The following is a 17,576-nucleotide window of genomic DNA, read 5'->3' as shown; positions in this document are numbered from 1 at the left end:
TAATTCAACTCCTATTTTCACGCAACCATACTTGCATTGATTATAGCAGTCAAAAATATTACTTTCAATAGGGAGCATTAGTCTACCTTTTTATATAAGGTTATTTTTCACCTTATAGAACCATTAAGAAGTACTTTTAGAAGAATTGATCGTTTCAATCAATGCCTGTGTGCCATAAATAAATTGATCAAATACCCATGAAGAAGCGGCTGCGGCTTTATCTGCAATTAAAAATACGTTTCCGTTTTGTTTTTGTGGCATTTCATCAGCTTGTACTTCTTTTATAATGGCTTCTTTGTCCACTAGTTCAGGTTCAGATTCAGCCTCTGAATGAATTACAATACTTTGATCCCTAAGATCATTATTATTATCTTTACCACCGACAAATACACCGATTGAAAATATACATGCTAGTAATAATATAAACAATATTGAACGCATTTTTATTGCCCTCCTTCATTCGATACTTTTTCTGCATTCCAGTAATAATCACTGAACACTTCTGCTAATGCTTGAGAAGTACGGTTTAATTCTTCCATTGTGTTATCTACCCCGCCAAATTCAATCGTTAATGCGTTATCAGATAGATCTTGATTATATACACCATTTCGCCCCTCACCGCTATATTTTTCGACTCCTCGAGAGAGACCAGGGTATTTCTCCTCAAGTCTATTATGCAGCTCAGACGCAAGCTGATAGTTCTTTTCAAAGTTAGGATTATTTCCACCGATTACAAACATCAATTTCGCATAACTTTCATTATTTATTTCTTTCGTAGTAATGTCCTTTCGCATACTGTCACGATGCAAGTCAAATATATATTGAATTTCTTTGTTACTTTGAAGTACTGCTTCGACAACTTCTTTAGATGCTGGATAAGAATGAGTAGAATAGTTCCAGTTTTTATCGACTAAGATCTGTCCAAAATCAGTTTTATCTACTTGTGTGCCAACTCCTTGAGCCTCCAAGCTTTTTGCAAGCTGGTCACTTACCTTTGTAATATTGACTTCAGGGTGAAATGCCTCATTAGGATCGTTGGAATCTTTTAAATATGGGAGAAAGGATTCTCTATTATGTGTGTTATAAAGCAAAACGACCTTCCTATTTCCGGTTGTTTTTTGATTTTCGTTTGGCTTTACTTCTTCTATCTCTTCCTCAGGTACAGTTGCCTCTCTTTTTTCTACTACGATATCTAAAGAAGGTGATGATTCTGCAGATAAATTTGTGTAATCTGTTCCTTCTCCAGCAATTAAAATTTGGCGATCATAGGATTTAAATCCAGGAATTTCTCGTCCAAAAAAACTTCTCGCATCATTTGGCCTTATAGCTGTCGTCGCTTCAAAAGCAGTTTCCCAAATATCTATATTTGGATAGTCAACAGGTAACGCGTGTTTATATACTTTACTTTCCATCTCAAATAAATGAATAAAAGAAACCCCATCAATATGCTTTGTCCAATTTTGTAAAAACGAAGACGAAAATCTATAGCTAGGAGCTATAGAAGTTAAAGCACCAATTAAAAGAAAAACTACAACGACAAAAATGATATAAATACTACCTTTTCTTAAAGTATTTTTAAAAGTAAATTGCATTGATCTAATAGGTCGATGTCGCATAAGTTCCTCCTCTCTATCACCTCTCTTAAATCTATGAGGCCTTAATAGAAAGTAGAACTAAAAATCAGGAACTTTATCTTGTATAGCTGCCGAAATTATCTAATGTTACATTCTCATGTAGACTAGCATTAGTAGCTTCAGCAATTAAATGAGCCATATCTTTAATATATCCATCAATTTCTTTTGGGGTTACCATTAAATTATGGCCTAAAGGGGTTAAAACCTCCTGCATAAGAGCTCTCTTCTCCGTCTCCTTTAAAGTTCCAAACATTCCTAATATAGTTTCCTGTCTATCTTTAGTTGGCATATCTTTTTTTGTTAATACTTTTTTTCCAAATACCATACCGCCTGGTGCTAATGCTTTTGAGGGTCTGTCTATTTCTTCTAATTCTCTACCAATATGTTTTAATACATAGTCCATTGCATCACTTGCTATAGTAACGGCATCCACCACTGTAGGAACTCCAATAGCTATTACCGGTATACCCAATGTCTCTTGACTAATTTCTTTTCGGGTATTTCCTACTCCTGAACCCGGGTGAATTCCAGTATCTGAAAGTTGAATAGTCGCATTCACGCGTTCTATTGATCGTGATGCCAATGCGTCTATCGCAATCACAAAATCAGGCTTTATTTCTTTAATAATTCCATGTATTAGCTCACTTGTTTCAATACCTGTCACCCCCATAACACCAGGCACTATTGTGGAAACTCTTCTATATCCGTCTTTAACATAGGAAGGTTCATGTACAAACAAATGGTTGGTAACTAAGATTTTATCCATCACTATAGGCCCTAATGCATCGGGAGTTACGTTTCTATTACCGAGACCAACTATTAATCCTGATGCGTTTGAGTCAATTCCACATTCATTCATGATTTGTGATAGTTCTTTTGCAAGCACTCTAGCAGTTTGTTGCTGAAGCTTTGTATCTTGCTTTTTGATTGCATCACTATAAATGGTGCGATATGTTCCGGGTTTTTTTCCTATTTTTTCTGCTCCAATTTCATCTACTATCACTTTAGAAACTGTAAAACTTTCTTCTTTTTTCTCGCTATAGGAAACACCCTCAATTTCCTTTTCTGCTGTTCTGGATTGATTAACCATTTCTCTTGCTTCTGTAGCTAAGTCTGTGCGAACATTCATATCTTTTTTTGTGTTTTCATTCAACGATAAACTTCCTCTCTTTAAAATGAATTTGATGATAGTTTTACCAAACATTATTAAAAAGATTCGTTATTCTAATGGATCCATGATATTTATATTGAAAAGATTGGTTTGCTTTGGTACAATTCATTTGACCTAACTATTTGTTTTGGTATGTTTTATGATGGAGGTGAATAAATTGGCTAATATTAAATCAGCAATTAAACGCGTACGTACGAACAATGATCGTCATGCTAATAACCAACCGATTAAATCTGATATGCGTTCCCAAATAAAAAGTGTTGAATCTTTCATAGAGAACAAAGATGTTGATAACGCTAAAACTGCACTAGTATATGCAGTTAAGAAAATCGATAAGGCAGTTCAAAAAGGATTGGTTCATCGTAATAATGGGAACCGTCAAAAATCAAGACTTACTAAAAAAGTAAATGATTTGACTGCATAAGCATCATTAGAATTTAGAGAGTACAGTTTTGTTCTCTCTAACACAAAAAGGAATCCATTATTTGGATTCCTTTTTTGTATTATCCTATATTAGATTTATTAATAATCAAATCGTAAAGTAACAATTCAAAGCTTAATTGCTTATCCATTCTTCCCTGTTTCATATCACTATCAGCTTCAGTGATAAATAACAACGCTCTCTCTAACTCCTTCCTAGAGTACTTTCTCTCTCTATTCATTGATAGTTTCACTACATACGGGTGAATTTTTAGATATTCAGCTATTTGTTTTTGGTTATAGCCCTTTTCTTTTAATTGTTTAATATGGATTAGATTTCTAATTTGTGAAGCAATTAAAGCAAGTAAAGCTATTGGCTCTTCATTTAATTTCTCAAGATCTTTATATATATGTATAGCTTTTGACAAGTCTTGTTCGAGTACCGCATCCATTAATTTGAGACCAGAAGACTCACCTATATGTGAAATTAATACATCCGCAATATCTTCTGTTATCATTCCGTTTGGTCCAACATACAAAGCTAATTTCTCAATTTCTGACTGTAAAAACATTAGGTTAGTACCTGATTCTACTTTTAATCTTTCCAATGCCTTAGGCTCAAAATTCACCTGAAATTGATCTGCTATTTGTTTAATCCACTTATCAATGTCCCACTCTTTAACGGGATCACATGAAACATATTCTGTTTCTTTCTTTAATAATTTTGCTACTTTTTTTCGCTCATCTATTTTTTCATAAGAAGCAATCATGATAAAGACGGTATACTCTATAGGATTTTTCAAATAAGCTTCTAATTCAGGTAAATGATGGTCCAATTCATTTTTGGGCGGTTTTGCTTTTAAAAAAGTAGGGTTCACTGCAATAACAACTTTTCTCTCTCCGAAAAAAGGAAATGTTTCCACATCAGATATAACCTCTTGAATAGAAGTTTCTTCTAAATCATAAATCGATAAGTTAGTTTCTCGATCATCCTTACTTAACACCTTATTCAATATTTCATTTTTTGTGTTTTCAGTCATAAAAACTTCAGGTCCATTTAAAAAATATACATTTGATATTTTATTTTGTTTAATTTTTTTTATAGCTTCTAAATAGTTCAACACATTCCACTCCATAATATTACACTTTGTTTTATGCTAAACTGAATATTCGTTTTGTGCAAGAATAAGTTGAATTAATTATTAATATGTTTTATGGTATAATAAGTTATAATTGTTTTACACTTGCTGCAAATGAAATCCTTTTTGTATTTTTAGTAAGAAGTTTTCAATCCTTTTAAAAACAGTTTCTCATACGTAATCTTTTACGTTTCTTTGGGTGGGATTGGATAAAAATTAAAGGGAAGTAAAAACTCTACTCCCCTTTTCAATCTATATTAACGTTATTTCAATTTGACCTAGGTTTCAAAAGAAATAACGGTGTTTTCTTACAATATAGATTGACCTTAATTACAAATAATATCGATGTAAACTCTTGCTAACAAAGGGAATCAATTTTAATCGTTGGTTACATAACAAAAAAACGTGAAGGAGGAATTTACCATGAATGAATTCGAAAAAGACGTTCAATCTAAAAGACATGATTTATTTGATTCAGGAGCTGGATTTGTCTTTTCATTCTTATTTTTTATGATTATATTTTTCATTGGTGTTTTTGCAGATGTAATCGGATCATAAGTTTTATTTAATGAACGAGGAGGTCTTCACTTGCCTTCTCGTTTTTGCTTTTTATTAAATTTAATTATCTATCTTCTTCCCTTCTTATTCTGTATGTTATTCATAAAAGTAAAAAGCGTGCCTTCCTTTTTTGTATACGAATAAATAATTGCTCCAGATTGATCGGTTCTTAAAACAGCTATTTCTTTTTCACCCAGTCGTTCTAATACTTCTTTATTGGGATGGTTGTAGCGATTATTTACTCCTACAGAGATTAAAGCAGCTTTTGGTTTTACACCTTCTAAAAACTCATCTGTTGTTGAGGATGAACTTCCATGGTGGGACACTTTTAAAATATCACTACCTAAGTTAGGATATAATGACATTAGTTCTAACTCAGCCTTCTCTCCTATATCTCCAGTAAATATCCAAGTATACGGACCGAACCTTGAACGTAAGACTAATGAATTATCATTTTTATCAAAATTATCCTCTACAGGAAGTAATACTTCTATTTTGTGACCTGCAATGGATAGTATTTGTCCGCCGGTTAAATGGTGAAATGCTGTTTCCTTATTATTTATGATATATTCACTTATCCAAGCTTTATCAAAATATTTAGTAGTAAATACTTTATCAACAATAAACTCATCTAAAATAAAAGGAACACTCCCAATGTGATCATGATCATCGTGACTTAAAAATAATGCGTCTATCTTTGTGATACCCTTTGATAATAGAAAAGGTTTGATTATTTCTTCAAAATTTTTATTTGATGGCTCTGTAAAATTTTTCGTCATTGTACCTGCAGCATCAATCATAATAACACCTTTTCTGTAGGGTAACTCGATAATGATCGCATCACCTTGCCCGATATCTAAAACAGTTATTGTGCCTTCATCGTTAAAATAAGGAGAAATAGATATTCCTATTAATAATACCGTTATAGAAACACCCACGCAAAAAGCTCGAATCTTTTGTTGTCTTTCCCAGAACATGAAAAATACGATGATCAATATATAATATAAAAAAAACAATGACATAGGGAATTTACCAACTATTAATGGATAATATAAACTCTCATCTATTCTTTCAAGAATAGTTGAAAAAAGGGATTGAATTTTCACAAAAAAATAATCAAATAATTGTGGTATGACTGGTAGTGCTGAAAATACTACCATTAGTAATGATAAGGGGATTATAATAAAGCTAAAATAAGGAATGTAGAGAAGGTTTATGGCGATAGCTAAAGGATTAAACGTATAAAAATGGTAAAGTTGAATTGGCAATATTATCAATAAGCTTATTCCACTAATTTGAATGATAATTTGAAGATAATTACCTGCCTCATGTATTATTATTCTAGATAAAATAATAGCAAAGGTTACAATAAAAGAAAATTGAAAACCTAACTGATAAATTGAATAAGGATCTACCAACAACATAACTACAAATACGATACTGAGTATATCTAAAGAAGAAAAAGCAAATTTAAATTTCAATTGAATTAGGACAAATAATGCTAATAAGCAGGAACGCCAAACAGATGGTGCTTCTCCCGCAATTAATGGATAAAATAGGAGTAGAATGAAAAGAACACATTGTGACTTTTCTTTTGTAAAGAACGGAAGTCTCAGCATGAGCATATAAAACATCAGAATAATTAAGCCAACATGCAATCCAGAAATTGCTAACAAATGGGACAGATTCCACCTTTGAAATAAAGCAATAATTTCGTCATCTAGACCTTCTTTATCTCCAAATATCAAGGCTCTAATCCAACTAGAAGTATATGTGCTGTATCTTTTTTCTACGTAGTTGACTATTTTTCTTTTGAAATCGTAAATAACATTAATTTTTCCTTCGTTCCTGCAAGCAATATTCTCTAATGTACTAATAGTATAGGAAGCTTTTATTCCACTATTTACTAAATAGCGTTGATAATCAAATTGGCCAGGGTTTTTAGCAAAATTATTTTGAGCAGTTAAATTTTTCAGAACACATACACTGCCAGTTTTTATTTCATTATTACTTTGTAAATTGTCTTTCTCAGTTAGAAAGTATGTAATCATAATATCGGAATTAATTTCAGTGGGCTGGAATTGGAAATTTATTAATTGAGGAGTAATTTTAACTTCAGAATGGATCTTACCATTTATTTCTTCTATATATGGGGGTATTTCCCTACTGGATTCAGTTTGAAGATACTCGTAATAAAAATAGATAATAGTGGAGGCGAGGATAATAAGAAGCAAGAAGAGCATGTTTATTTTTTTCTGTTTGTAAAAGAAAAACATAGCCAATAAATAGGAGAAAAGAAAGATAGTTGAAGAGTGTGAAGCTATAATTGCAATTGTGATCGTTATGACAAACCAATAAATATTTCCATACAAGCCATATATCTCCTTTCCTTGTCTTAAACAAAGCAAAAAGTGCATAGGCCATTCCCATGTAATTGAACTTTTCTATGCACTAGTGGCTGATTTACTTTTTATTTAATTGTAGATCAATAAAAGTCTGTTCAAGAGCAATTTTTTCAAAATGCACTCCTGCTTCTTTGAATAACTCTAATGCATATGGATGATTGTGATAATCTTCTGCATAGTAAACGGTTTTAATACCACTTTGAATAATGGATTTACAACAATTCAAACATGGAAAATGTGTCACATATATTTCCGCATTCTCAGTTGATGCACCAAACTTTGCGCATTGTAAAATTGCATTCATCTCAGCATGAATCGTTCTAACACAATGCCCATCAATAACATAGCACCCTTCGTCAATGCAGTGAACACTTCCAGTCACACTTCCATTATATCCTCCAGCAATTATTCGCTTATCACGGACAATTGTTGCTCCTACCATTAATCTCTGACAGGTACTTCTTAGTGCTAATAAATGGCTTTGAGCCATAAAATATTGATGCCACGATATTCTTTCCATCGTATTCACTCCCCTACTTTAAATCATCTTATTAAGTTTACTTACTGTGTTTTATTTCGTCAATATTATGGTACAAGAATATATTCCTTCATTTTTTCTACTGTCTTAGCACCTATTCCAGAAACCTGCTCTAAATCTTCTATTACTTTGAAGTGTCCATATGTATCTCTATGCTCAATAATTGCTTGAGCTTTTACTTCTCCTATTCCTGGAATACTCTCGATTTCATCTGCTGTAGCGGAATTAATTTTAATTTTGGAACTTTCTTCTCCTACAATGGATAAATTAAGATTAGTTGCTTCATCTATCGGATAAACAACAATGACCATCTCATCATAAACCTTTTGCGCTAAGTTGATCGACGCTTGATCACTTTCACTTGTAAATCCTCCAGCCACTTTTATTACATCTTTTACACGAGCTCCTTCTTTCATTTCAAAGACTCCTGGACTGACTACTTCCCCTTTAATGTCTACAACTAATACTGATTGATTTTCTTCTGGTACATTAGCTGCTTCTGCTTGCACTAATTCTTCTATTTTTATCTCGCTTTCCGCAACTTTTTTGGGTTCGGTTGTGTGATCATATATGACCCACCCTACTATAAAAAAGAAAATGATGATATAGAGGCTGTATTGCTTTAGAAATTTCAGTAAATGCAATTGAATCATAGAATTCATCCTTTGCTCATAAAATTAGTGTAACTGCCTAAAAATGGAGGGGAAAATTTATGAAGTGTGGAGTAATAGGAACAGGAAATATGGGTGGAATTTTATTAGAAACGTTTATAGATTCGAACACCTATCAAGAGAAGGAGCTTTTTATCAATAATCGCACAATTGAAAAAGCTTATAATTATCAAAGAAAATATCCTAATATCCATGTGCTAGAAGATATTTCAAAGCTGATAGCTAAAGTCGATATCGTTTACTTATGTGTAAAACCACATGAAATGATTCCGATCATGCGAAGCATAAGCAACAGCCTATCCAAAAATTTCATTTTAATCTCTATCACAAGCTCAGTAGCGGTGGAAGATATGGAAAAATTGTTAGATTGTCAAGTGGCTCGTTTCATCCCTAGTATTACTAATCGAGCTAGAGCAGGTGTGAGCCTTGTTACATTTGGAGAAAACATGAGTAACTCGACGAGAAGTATGTTATTACGGAAATGGGAAAGGTTCAGTAAACCTACTGTTATCGAGGAAAAAAATGTAAGGATTGGTTCAGATATCGTCTCCTGCGGACCAGCTTTTTTTGGATTTCTAGCGAAAAAATACATCGATGAAATTAAAGAGAACACAGATTTAACAGAAGAAGAAGCCATGAAACTTATGGAGAACATGTTCATTGGTTTTGGAAGCTTATTGAAAAAAAATTACTACTCTTTGGATGAATTGATTAACAAGGTTTGTGTAGCTGGAGGTATAACGGGTGAAGGTATAAATACTATAAATGAAGAAACTCCCTTACTTTTCAAACGATTAATTGAGACAACACATGGAAAATTTAAAAAAGATAAACATCGCATTGAGGAAGCCTTAGGAGATAAAGAATAAGAAGGTATTAAGTATTATATAACACTATTCTTCTTTTGCATAGTTTAAAAGTACAATACACCAAATGATTATAGAAGCTCATTTGGTGTATTGTTTTTTGATCTTTTATAGTTTGAATCGTTGAATTACATTATTTAACTTATCAGCAAGTGTAGACAGTTTATTAGAACTATTAGCTACTTCCTCCATAGAAGTACTAGTTTGTTCAACTGATGCTGCTGTTTCTTCAATTCCTGCAGCTGATTCTTCAGAAACAGAAGCTATTTCTTCAATTGATTGGTTCATGTTATCACTGTTGTCATGGATTTTTGTAAGGCTTGTAGAAATATTTTGAATACTCGTTGCCATCTCATCAATCTGATGATTAATTTTTCCAAATATTGAGCCTGTATTAGCAACTTGATCCATTCCAGCTTCCACTTCTTTATGTCCACCCTCTAGAGAGCGTGTCACATGATGGGTTTCATTTTGGATATTGCTAACAATACTTGTGATATCTTTAACAGAATCTGCTACTTGTTCAGCGAGTTTTCTTACTTCATCTGCTACAACTGCAAATCCTTTTCCATGTTCTCCTGCTCTAGCAGCTTCTATAGCTGCGTTTAAAGCTAATAAATTTGTCTGTTCCGCCACATCTTTAATAACATTAACTAACCTTGTAATATCATTAGATTGCTTCTCTAGCCCACCAACTTGTGTAACAGCTTGTGTAACGACATCATATATACGATTCATTTGCTTTATAGAATCCTCCATTGATGTTGAACCCTCATCAGTTAATTGGATCACATTTTGAGAGGTAGTATAGATTTCTTGACCTTTATTGTTGGCAATAGCAATGCTTTCAACGAAATCCGCCATAGAAGACGCTAAATCTGTAGTAATATTTGCTTGTGACTCTGACCCTTTAGATAACTCTTCCATCGTACTTGCTACTTGGTCACTCGCTTCTTTCACTTCATTGGAAGACTGGGTTAATTCATTACTCTGCTGAGTTACTGTATCTGAAACCTCTTGCATTTCTTCCACCATATTTTTAAGGCTAGTTTGCATTTGATTCATCGAAACAACCAGCTGGCCTATTTCATCCTTGCTCTTCACTTCAATTGGCTCTACTTTTAAATTTCCTGCTGCTATATCATTCATTTGATTTTTCACTAAAACAATTGGTTTCGTTATCATTTTAGCCACAATTAAGGCAATGATAATGGCAATTACTATCAATAAAATTGCAAATACAAAACCAATAAAATTATTCAACGTATTTTGAGCCGATAAATCATTACCAGCACTTAAAATAAGCTCTTCACGTTTATTAACTAATTCTGAGAGACCTTTCATAATTCTTTCAGCTTCAGGTGCTGTGAAATTTTGTAAATATGCTTCTGCTTCCGCTTCATTTCCATTTTCATAGGCGTTGTATATATTATCAACTGTATCTTGATGCCACGCTACTGATGCTTCAATTAGCTCCGTTAATTGTTCAGAGTCCGAATACGTTTGAATTTCCTTTTCTATTTCCACACTTTGTTCTGTATAGCTATCAAATCTTTCTTTATAGTTAGGATCACCATAAAGTATGTATGCCCTTGTTAGACCTATTCTTTCTGATAAATTGAATAATAGCTTCTCGTCCGCGATTAACAATGGTAATTGTGTTTCTGTCATATCCTTCGTTTCCTGTTCTATCTTATAAGATGATACGGTATTATTACCCACATACAATAAAATGAAAAAGATAACCACAAAAAATCCTAATAATATTTTCATTCGTAAAGATTTAATTTTTAATTTTTCTTTCACTTAATAGTCCCCCGATATTATTATATTTATACTATAACTATATCGGAAGAATCACTAAAAATAGTAGTATAAAATCACTTTAGTTATCTTTTTATAAAAACCTGTTTAAATTTTAAACAAATTACAGGTCTTTAGTCTTATTAATTGCTATTTTACACTTTTTCTCTCATATTCAAGACCGCTTACATGCGAAAGAATAATTTGTTTGATAAGATAAAACTAATTTAACTTAGGAGGATGAAATCTATTGAGCAGAAAATTATTGTTATCAAAAAATATAAATGATGATTTATTAAATAATATAAAAGAAATCATACCTAATTGGGAGATCGTTATAAGTAAAGATAAAGAGGAATGGAAAAAAGAAATGGTAGATGCGGAAATAATTGCAGGCTGGCGGAATAAAATGGTGAATTATTTACCTCAAAAGGAAAATAATCTCCGCTGGATTCAAAGCTGGAGCGCAGGTGTTGATGGTTATCCAGTTAATATATTCGCAGAGAAACAAATTCAACTGACCACAGCTTCAGGGGTGCATGGTTTCCCTATTTCAGAAACTATCTTTGGAATGATGCTATCCTTAACTCGAAACCTACATCGTTACCTGAGAAATCAAACGCAAAAAAAATGGTTCCACGAAAACATTCACTTAGAATTACATAAAAAAACAATTGGAATTATTGGAATGGGTGAGATAGGAAAAGAAACAGCAAAAATTGCTAAAGCTTTTCAAATGCATGTAATTGGTGTGAGAAATTCGAATAAAAAAGAAAGTAATGTGGATGAAATGTTTTCCCAAGCTTCCCTTCACGATGTATTACCGAAATGTGATTATGTTGTTATTACTTTGCCTCTAACAAAAGAAACCTATCAATTATTTGGGAAACAAGAGCTTAGTTTAATGAAAACTACAAGCTTTTTAATTAATATTGCTAGAGGTGAAATTGTAGATGAGAATGCTTTAATAGATGCTCTTCGCGATAAAAAAATAGCTGGGGCAGGTTTAGACGTATTTGAACAAGAGCCCTTGCCAGCTAAAAGCTCACTGTGGGATATGGAAGAGGTTATCATTGCACCACATACAGCTGGAGCTACAGAGCATTATGATGAACGACTTGTAAATGATGTTTTTATTCCTAATTTAAAAGCTTATCTTAAAAATGGAAAGCCCTGCAAAAATGTAGTTAACTTTGATAAGGGATATTAATTATTGCCCGGGAAAGCGCATAATGTGATTTCTTCTTGTAGATTTCGCGCTTTCCCAACAATTTTAATCTTCATCTTTTACATCAATGTCCTCAGGAATCGGTTCTTGTAAATATTCGCGAATTCTTTCTTTATAAAGTTCTATTTGCTTTAAGTGGTCATTAAATTGATCTTTATTTATAAGATAATCTTCGCCATCGTAAATGGCCCGTATTTTTTGTTCAAGTACTAATTTTCGTATAATACTTTGGTCCATTTCTAAGTAATTAGCAGTTTCCTTCATTGAAAGATACATATTTTTCATTCACCTACCCTATTTACTTTTAATTGCCTGTAAAAATGAAGGTGGAACCGGAGCTTCACAGCTAATAATTTTACCGGTTCTAGGATGCTTGAACGTTAATTCTTTGGCATGTAACCCAACTCTTCTTAACTCATTCGTTTTTGCTCCATACTTACGGTCCCCGACAATTGGGCACCCAAGGTCTTTCATATGAACTCTAATTTGATTTTTTCTTCCGGTTTCTAAATTCACTTGCAGCATCGTTACTTTCCCATTTGTGCTTAATACTTTCCAATGTGTAATAGCCTTCTGTCCTTCATTTTCAACTTGACTCGAATACATTTGATGTGTTTTTGTCTCTTTTAACCAAGAAGTTACGGTACCTTCACTATCTTTAAGTGTGCCTTCTACCATTGCCACGTAGACACGACTTTTTATATTCGCTCTCCATTCATCCTGTAACGTACGTTTTGCTTTTTCATTCTTGGCAAACAACATGACACCAGATGTTTCACGATCTAATCGATGAACAACAAAAATTCTGCTACCTGGTTCATTATCTTTTACGTAGGTGGACAATTGACGATAGGCCGTTAACTGCTTTTCTTTATCAGAAGCAATCGAAAGTAGTCCAGCACTTTTATAAATAACAATTACATCATCGTCTTCATGAAGAATAGAAACGCCTCGCATTCCGTGCTTTTCTATAGCTTTATTTAATATTGTTACAGTGTCACCCTTTTTAAGGGAACGATTAAATTGCTTTACGGTCTCTTGGTTAACCAAAACCTGACCTCTTCCAAGGATACCTTTTACATGATTTCTGCTTTTATCAATTACCTTTAAAAGAAATGGTAATAATTCAATTGATTCTTTGATTTGAAACTTTTGATCTTTTTGATTTTTTGGCATGTATTTGTCCTACTTTCTTTCATCATATAACTTACAATTATTTTAAAATTATTTATTATAGCATGTATCTTACCTTATCATAGAATGCATTATTAGCATAACAAATTTAAATGAAAACATTACTGATTACCAACTAAAGCAACCCTACTGTTTATGTAATGGAATACTATTTAAATAACTATTTTTTAAGTCTATTCCTTACTCTTTCCTTATTCACTATAGAATAATACATCATGATTAATTAGAGGATTAACGAGCTTCGTTAATAAGTACTTACCTTTTTAATTTATTCTTTTATTATGACACATTAAAAGAGGCACTCCTTGGGAGGAATGCCTCTTTTTACACTTATAAAGTGTCATGTACGTTTTGCGGCGAAAAACCGTTGACCACATTCAACGTTTAGCCGTTAGGCAAATTTTTCGTCTTACGCAAAATAGCTCATCGCTTGATTACTATAGCATGCCTCAAGATGAAAAACAAGCAGGTTTTCAAAAAAGAATTTACAAAGTCGCCTTTTCAAAAACTTGATAATTTAATTCAGCAAATTTTTATTCTTTTTCACACACAAAAAAGGTGCGATCCCATTGCTCACTTGCCTCATTTTTCACTTCAGGATTAAAATCTCCATAGACATCAATTTTTTTAAAGCCAGCTTCATTTAATATCTTTCTGTATTCATTAACAGTAAAAGTTCGTTGAAAATGCTGTTCATCAAATCTTTCATACATTTGCCCATGTTGCACAAAAAAGGTTAAATCATGCATTACCTCTCCTGCTTTTTCACCTGCTTCACAAAACCAGACATAAGATATATCATCATATATCTCAGCAAAGGTTTGACCTACCATATTTTTGTTAAAATGTTCTATATGATGTGCATCAAAGATAAAAAGTCCATTTTTATTTAAACTTTTAAATACGCCTTGAAATACGTCTAAAAGATCATTTTTAGATGTAATATAATTGATTACATCAAATACACTTAAAACAAGATCTTGGTTTTCTATCCCATTTAGATTTCTAATATCTTGATTTAAAAATGTTACATTTTGTAGCTCATCTCTATTGCTACGCATTTGAGCATAGGAAAGCATATCATCTGAATTATCGATTCCTATAACCTGCGGATATTTATTAGCGAGCCTTAAGGTCATTTCTCCCGTACCACAACCAAGGTCTAATACCCTTTTGGGACTTGTCTTTTCTTGTGTTAAAATCGTTTCCAAAAACGACTCCCACTCATCATACGGGGCATCTTCCATTAATAAATCATAGACATAAGCTAGTTTAGAATAAGACATGGTTCACCTCTATTATAAATTTACTTCTTTTTGTGGTGCATCTCCCCATAGCCTTTCTAAATTATAGTAATGTCTCTCTTCCCTATGAAATACATGACAAATAATATCCCCAAGATCTACTAACACCCATCTTGCTTGGTCAAATCCTTCCATCCGTTTAACATGAAAGCCATTCTCTTCTGCCACGTCTTTTACTTCACGAGCGATTGCTTGGACTTGTCGTTCATTCGTTCCTTCGCATATAACAAAATGGTCTGCAATTAAAGATACATCTTTCATATCTAAAATAACAATGCCCTCTGCTCTTTTATCGTCACATGCTTTTGTTACCATATCTAATATCTTTTTATTTTGCATTCAATTGCCTCCCTTGTTCTCTCTTCACACCTTCATTATATAAGTGCAATGTATCAGGATAAATCATTTGCTGTTTACTTAACAAAAATTCTATTGTGTTTCTTGCAGCTAACCAGCAAGCGCGATCGATATCAACCCTTGCTGCGCCACGTACTTCTTCTACCCCGCTAAAATTTCTATATGGTTCTATATAGTCAGCAATAAAAATTAGCTTTTCTAATTCACTCATATTTCTAGTACCTGTGGTATGCCATCGAATAGCACTCAATACCTCTTGGTCTTTGATGCAAACTTCTTTTGATACGAGCAGCGCTCCAGCAGGACCATGCCACAGTTCAGAATGGTGTTCCAATAAATCAGTAGGTAATTCGTTATCAATTATCATCTTTTTCAACTCGTTTTTATCACGATATTTTGCATAATCATGAAATATTGCTGCTAGTTCTATCTGTGAATTTTCAAGTCCCAATTGTTGATTTAAAGAAAGTGCCGTTTCTAGTACACGTTTTGTATGGTCATAACGCTCTAGTGTCAATTGTTCTTTCACAATTTTAAGTGCCTTGTCTTTATTCATATAAATGATTCTCCTTTATATAACGATGCACCGAATCCGGGGTTAAGTAACGTATGGATTTGTTATTAGATATTCTATCTCTAAGCATCGTAGAGGATATCTCCATGATTGGAATTTCTACCTCTTTAACAGGATATGTCGTAGTTAAATTAAAACCAGGTCGTTTTACACCAACAAAAGTTAATAGGTTGACTAATTCATCAATATGATACCAGTTTGGCAAATATTCAACCATATCAGCTCCAATAATAAAATAGAAGGAATAATCTTTATAACGTTCTTTTAAAGCAACAATCGTATCCAACGTATACGACTTACCAGAACGTTCCGTTTCTATTGTCTCTATTTTAAAATGACGATTATTGGCTATTGCAATTTCTAACATTTCCACCCGGTTATCCACCGACGTTTTAGCATTGCTTTTATGCGGAGGTACATTAGATGGAATGAACCATATTTCATCAAGTTCTAATGCTTGATATACCTCTTCGGCCATTAGTAAATGGCCGATATGAGGCGGGTCGAATGTTCCACCTAAAATTCCTACCTTTTTGCTCATAAGATCACCTGCTTTTACTCTTCAAGAATTAAGGTAACTTTATTTGTTTATTTTCTTCAGACTCTTTATAAATTACGATCGTGCTCCCTATAACTTGGACAAGAAAAGCATTTGTTTGCTCAACAATTTGTTCTGCGACAATATCCTTATCTTCCATACAATTTTGAAGGACAGATATTTTAATTAATTCTCTTTTTTCTAATGCCTCACCGATCTGTTTAACCATATTATCATTCACACCATCTTTACCAACTTGAAAAATTGGAGATAAATGATGGGCTTTAGCTCTTAAAAATCTTTTTTGCTTTCCAGTTAACATTAATTTTCACCTCTAAGTTTCTGTTCTAATGGTTGTAACATATTCTCTACATTCAGTTTTTCACCAGTCCAAATTTCAAAAGCAAGTTGAGCTTGATAAAGAAGCATTGCATGACCATGATGAATATTAGCTCCTCTGAATTTTGCATCTTTTAATAGTTGTGTCGTAATTGGTTGATATACAATATCACTCACCAAAGCATTTTTCTTTAAATGATCTAATTTTATGATTTGGTTGTCTTGTTTTGGTTTCATTCCAACCGACGTCGTTTGTACAATGAAATCATAATCCCCTAAATTTTCCTCAGCTGTGCCAAAGTCAATAAAGTCAGATTTCACTTCTCTATTATTTAAATGCAATAAGTCTATTGCTTTTTCCTCAGATCGATTCGCTATATCTATCCTATTAACATCCTGATTAACCAGTGCTCTATAAATTCCTCTTGCAGCACCGCCAGCACCTAACATTAATATCTTCGTATCCTTATTTAAAATACTTGGATTGGCAGTTATAACTGATCTGACGTACCCTTGTCCATCTGTATTATAACCAACCCAACGGCCGTTATCATTTAATACCGTATTCACAGCTCCTAGAACCCTTGCGTCCTTATCAATATCATCTATATATGGCAGTATGGTCTGTTTATATGGAACAGTCACATTAAAACCCGCTATATTGTTTTGTCGCAGCTTCTTCAAAATATCAGGTAACTTGTTGATATCTCCTTCATATAACCGATAATTCCCATTAATATTAGCTTTCTCTAAAAAATTTGTATGAATCCATGGAGACAATGAATGACCAATTGGGTTCCCGATTAAACCTAGAGATAATGACATTTTTGTTCCCCT

The 17,576-nt window shown here is 33.0% G+C and carries 19 protein-coding genes and 1 pseudogene; 4 read left to right on the top strand and 16 right to left on the bottom strand.

The window, feature by feature from the left end:
• Window positions 1-123: 123 nt before the first annotated feature.
• The 3 genes from DFR57_RS12795 to gpr all read right to left on the bottom strand — a co-directional run bounded on the left by DFR57_RS12795 (window position 124) and on the right by gpr (window position 2,763).
• Entirely contained in the window at window positions 124-441 is a 318-nt protein-coding gene (locus DFR57_RS12795) for a hypothetical protein (RefSeq protein WP_114353609.1), read from the bottom strand.
• Window positions 442-443: 2 nt separating this feature from the next.
• Window positions 444-1,616: a stage II sporulation protein P gene (spoIIP, locus tag DFR57_RS12790; protein ID WP_114353608.1), complete on the bottom strand. Its 1,173-nt coding sequence runs from the start codon at window positions 1,614-1,616 to the stop codon at window positions 444-446.
• Between the two features lie 73 nt (window positions 1,617-1,689).
• On the bottom strand, window positions 1,690-2,763 hold the full coding sequence (gene gpr / locus DFR57_RS12785; RefSeq protein WP_114353706.1) for a GPR endopeptidase: 1,074 nt from the start codon (window positions 2,761-2,763) through the stop codon (window positions 1,690-1,692).
• 199 nt (window positions 2,764-2,962) lie between these two features.
• On the opposite strand from gpr, the gene rpsT reads away from it, so the two are divergent.
• Entirely contained in the window at window positions 2,963-3,229 is a 267-nt protein-coding gene (gene rpsT / locus DFR57_RS12780; protein ID WP_114353607.1) for a 30S ribosomal protein S20, read from the top strand.
• 79 nt (window positions 3,230-3,308) lie between these two features.
• On the opposite strand, the gene holA is transcribed toward rpsT, so the two are convergent.
• Window positions 3,309-4,346, bottom strand: coding sequence for a DNA polymerase III subunit delta (holA, locus tag DFR57_RS12775; RefSeq protein WP_114353606.1), 1,038 nt, complete (start codon window positions 4,344-4,346; stop codon window positions 3,309-3,311).
• Window positions 4,347-4,787: 441 nt separating this feature from the next.
• Between holA and DFR57_RS12770 the strand changes: the two genes are divergently transcribed.
• The gene (locus tag DFR57_RS12770) at window positions 4,788-4,922 is read left to right on the top strand and encodes a YqzM family protein (RefSeq protein ID WP_114353605.1); all 135 of its coding nucleotides are present in this window, start codon (window positions 4,788-4,790) and stop codon (window positions 4,920-4,922) included.
• Between the two features lie 68 nt (window positions 4,923-4,990).
• Here the strand turns inward: DFR57_RS12770 and DFR57_RS12765 are convergent, their stop codons facing one another.
• The 3 genes and pseudogenes from DFR57_RS12765 to DFR57_RS12755 all read right to left on the bottom strand — a co-directional run bounded on the left by DFR57_RS12765 (window position 4,991) and on the right by DFR57_RS12755 (window position 8,518).
• A complete protein-coding gene (locus DFR57_RS12765) occupies window positions 4,991-7,294 on the bottom strand; it encodes a DNA internalization-related competence protein ComEC/Rec2 (protein WP_170132982.1) in 2,304 nt (767 codons plus the stop codon).
• Window positions 7,295-7,388: 94 nt separating this feature from the next.
• Window positions 7,389-7,847: pseudogene (locus DFR57_RS12760) on the bottom strand (ComE operon protein 2); the annotation flags it as partial.
• A gap of 65 nt (window positions 7,848-7,912) precedes the next feature.
• The gene (locus tag DFR57_RS12755) at window positions 7,913-8,518 is read right to left on the bottom strand and encodes a helix-hairpin-helix domain-containing protein (RefSeq protein WP_170132981.1); all 606 of its coding nucleotides are present in this window, start codon (window positions 8,516-8,518) and stop codon (window positions 7,913-7,915) included.
• Between the two features lie 59 nt (window positions 8,519-8,577).
• On the opposite strand from DFR57_RS12755, the gene comER reads away from it, so the two are divergent.
• The gene (gene comER, locus DFR57_RS12750; protein ID WP_114353601.1) at window positions 8,578-9,405 is read left to right on the top strand and encodes a late competence protein ComER; all 828 of its coding nucleotides are present in this window, start codon (window positions 8,578-8,580) and stop codon (window positions 9,403-9,405) included.
• 105 nt (window positions 9,406-9,510) lie between these two features.
• On the opposite strand, the gene DFR57_RS12745 is transcribed toward comER, so the two are convergent.
• On the bottom strand, window positions 9,511-11,208 hold the full coding sequence (locus tag DFR57_RS12745; RefSeq protein WP_114353600.1) for a methyl-accepting chemotaxis protein: 1,698 nt from the start codon (window positions 11,206-11,208) through the stop codon (window positions 9,511-9,513).
• Between the two features lie 247 nt (window positions 11,209-11,455).
• Here DFR57_RS12745 and DFR57_RS12740 point away from each other — a divergent pair, with 247 nt between their 5' ends.
• Window positions 11,456-12,415: a D-2-hydroxyacid dehydrogenase gene (locus DFR57_RS12740; protein ID WP_114353599.1), complete on the top strand. Its 960-nt coding sequence runs from the start codon at window positions 11,456-11,458 to the stop codon at window positions 12,413-12,415.
• 63 nt (window positions 12,416-12,478) lie between these two features.
• On the opposite strand, the gene DFR57_RS12735 is transcribed toward DFR57_RS12740, so the two are convergent.
• From DFR57_RS12735 to aroE, 8 genes are all read right to left on the bottom strand, one after another.
• Window positions 12,479-12,709: an excisionase family DNA-binding protein gene (locus DFR57_RS12735; protein ID WP_114353598.1), complete on the bottom strand. Its 231-nt coding sequence runs from the start codon at window positions 12,707-12,709 to the stop codon at window positions 12,479-12,481.
• A gap of 18 nt (window positions 12,710-12,727) precedes the next feature.
• A complete protein-coding gene (locus DFR57_RS12730) occupies window positions 12,728-13,609 on the bottom strand; it encodes an RluA family pseudouridine synthase (RefSeq protein ID WP_114353597.1) in 882 nt (293 codons plus the stop codon).
• Between the two features lie 551 nt (window positions 13,610-14,160).
• The gene (locus DFR57_RS12725; protein ID WP_114353596.1) at window positions 14,161-14,913 is read right to left on the bottom strand and encodes a class I SAM-dependent DNA methyltransferase; all 753 of its coding nucleotides are present in this window, start codon (window positions 14,911-14,913) and stop codon (window positions 14,161-14,163) included.
• A gap of 12 nt (window positions 14,914-14,925) precedes the next feature.
• On the bottom strand, window positions 14,926-15,270 hold the full coding sequence (rsfS, locus tag DFR57_RS12720; RefSeq protein WP_114353595.1) for a ribosome silencing factor: 345 nt from the start codon (window positions 15,268-15,270) through the stop codon (window positions 14,926-14,928).
• The gene (gene yqeK, locus DFR57_RS12715) at window positions 15,260-15,844 is read right to left on the bottom strand and encodes a bis(5'-nucleosyl)-tetraphosphatase (symmetrical) YqeK (RefSeq protein WP_114353594.1); all 585 of its coding nucleotides are present in this window, start codon (window positions 15,842-15,844) and stop codon (window positions 15,260-15,262) included. The genes rsfS and yqeK overlap by 11 nt, the downstream gene beginning before the upstream one ends.
• Window positions 15,837-16,403, bottom strand: a complete 567-nt coding sequence (locus tag DFR57_RS12710) for a nicotinate-nucleotide adenylyltransferase (RefSeq protein WP_114353593.1) — start codon at window positions 16,401-16,403, stop codon at window positions 15,837-15,839. The genes yqeK and DFR57_RS12710 overlap by 8 nt, the downstream gene beginning before the upstream one ends.
• Window positions 16,404-16,431: 28 nt before the next feature.
• Window positions 16,432-16,722, bottom strand: coding sequence for a ribosome assembly RNA-binding protein YhbY (yhbY, locus tag DFR57_RS12705; RefSeq protein WP_114353592.1), 291 nt, complete (start codon window positions 16,720-16,722; stop codon window positions 16,432-16,434).
• A complete protein-coding gene (gene aroE / locus DFR57_RS12700; protein WP_114353591.1) occupies window positions 16,722-17,564 on the bottom strand; it encodes a shikimate dehydrogenase in 843 nt (280 codons plus the stop codon). Before aroE ends, yhbY begins: the two co-directional genes overlap by 1 nt.
• Window positions 17,565-17,576: the final 12 nt, after the last annotated feature.

Source organism: Saliterribacillus persicus (assembly GCF_003337485.1).
GTDB lineage: Bacteria > Bacillota > Bacilli > Bacillales > Amphibacillaceae > Saliterribacillus > Saliterribacillus persicus.
Note: the sequence above shows the minus strand (reverse complement) of the source record. Positions and strands in the feature narration are given on the sequence as shown.